This window comes from Bacteroidota bacterium (genome assembly GCA_030017895.1).
In the GTDB taxonomy this organism is placed as follows: Bacteria; Bacteroidota; Ignavibacteria; order UBA10030; family BY39; genus JASEGV01.
Map to the genome: position 1 here is coordinate 1 of JASEGV010000146.1, position 1946 is coordinate 1946.

The window sequence follows — 1946 nt, forward strand, 5'->3', positions numbered from 1 at the left end:
CAAATTTATAAATCGGAATTCTAAATTCATAATTCATCATTCGCGGAGCTTAAACCATGAAAATTAAATCCGAAGGTCCCAGCCGTCTAAAGCGTTCGGGCGGGCGAAATAATAATCACGAGATTAAAAAGTCATTAAGACTGTGTAAAAAGTTTATTATTTTGTTCGAACTAATCCCCCAACCCCTTCTCTTACCAAGAGAAGGGGGAATTAGATTTTTCTCTGTGGGGTTGAGTTCATTTTATAAACTTTTTACACAAAATTTAAAATCTTTTGAGGTAAAAATATGAAATCCATTACTCCAACAATCCAACAATCCAACACGCTGTTTCTTGTTTTAATTTTGTTATTTGTTGTCTCTTGCCGCGAGCGGGTTGTACCGCCCGATGTTCCGCCTTACATATATCCGATAACACTTACTAATGAAGATGTTTCATGCACCGAAGCTTTCATACGTATAAAGACGACAAAAGTATTTGAGGGTGGTAGGCTTCAGCTAAAACGCGACGGTATAACAAGAATTGAAATCACGGACTTGAAAACTGAGCTCGACACGCTAATTGTTGACGAGGGATTGCTTCCTAAACAAACATACACATACAAAGCGTTTCTCCATTCATCCATTTCTCCACCACTCCAATCTCCTGTTGACTCCAGCGCTCCGTTGCTACTCACAACTATTGACACAACTTCAAGTAATTTTACCTGGCAGATTGATACGCTCGGCGATGGAGCGGGTAGTGTGCTTTACGATGTTGCTGTTCTCTCGGATACACTTGCTTATGCTGTTGGAGAAATATATAAAAAGGATTCGACAGGACAGTTTGAGACTACTCCGTATAATACTGCACGTTGGAATGGAAAGGAATGGAAACTTATAAGGACAAAGGTAAAGCTTAATTATGGTACGAGTATACTATATAGTTACACAGCATTGAAATCATTATTTGCATTTTCTAAAGATGATATCTGGTTTGTTCATAATGCTGGCGGAGTTACAAGATATCATAATGGTAATTGGATAATGTTGGATATACCCTATGGTGAAGGCCCTGGTGGTGCAAATAAAATCTGGGGCACCAGTCCAAATAATTTATTTTTTGTAGGACCTAATGGAAGAATAACTTTTTACAACGGCGTCAGTTGGCGGCGGTTGGAGAGCGGGACGGATCAAACTATTAATGATGTGTGGGGAGTTAATGATACAAAAACAAATGAACCATTTATTCTTGCTGGTGCTTCAAATGTTTATAATCCGGGATATATAAAACTTCTTCAAATAAAGACAACAGGATATGTTGATACAATACCATGGATAAGTCAAAATAGATGCATAAGTTCTGTGTGGTTTCAAAATCCAAATCGTTTGTTTACTGCGGGTGGTGGTGTATTCACACGTTCACTGAATGGAAGATGGAAAGAATTTAAAGAAATCCCATTAATTTATACGTCTCGTATTCGCGGTCAAGATATTAATGATATTTTTGTTGCCGGACATTTTGGACTCGTCGCTCATTTTAATGGAGTAAATTGGCGGGTTTATCCTGAGGTTGCTGCTGCGTCATATTATTCGTGTGATTACAAGAATAATATGCTTGTTGCTGTAGGTTTAAGAAATGCTCGTGCGGTTACTTTAATATTGAGGAAGCGTTAATGAGAAGTTTAATACGATATAATTCTCGTTCGCCTCCTTAAAATATGAGCGGCAGTGCACAACCACCGCCGCCCGGTTACAAAATAAACAAATTGGCGATGATGTGTCCACCTATTGACAATTGGGTAACTTTGAAAGTTTACGATGTACTCGGGCGTGAAGTAGCAACGCTTGTGGATGGGTTTAAAGATGGTGGGTATTACAATGTCGAATTTCGAATGTCGGATTACTAACTTTCAAGCGGCGTGTACTTCTACAAACTAACTGTTGGCTCATTTACATCTGTAAAGAA

Annotated in this window: 2 protein-coding genes; both read left to right on the forward strand. The window is 38.6% G+C overall.

Annotation, left to right across the window (positions count from 1 at the left end):
• The first annotated feature begins 286 nt into the window (after positions 1 to 286).
• Positions 287 to 1654 (forward strand): hypothetical protein, encoded by a 1368-nt coding sequence (locus QME58_14360; GenBank protein MDI6804995.1) that lies wholly within the window; start codon positions 287 to 289, stop codon positions 1652 to 1654.
• A gap of 44 nt (positions 1655 to 1698) precedes the next feature.
• Complete coding sequence (locus tag QME58_14365; protein ID MDI6804996.1) at positions 1699 to 1887, forward strand: hypothetical protein; 189 nt, start codon at positions 1699 to 1701, stop codon at positions 1885 to 1887.
• Positions 1888 to 1946 lie beyond the last annotated feature (59 nt).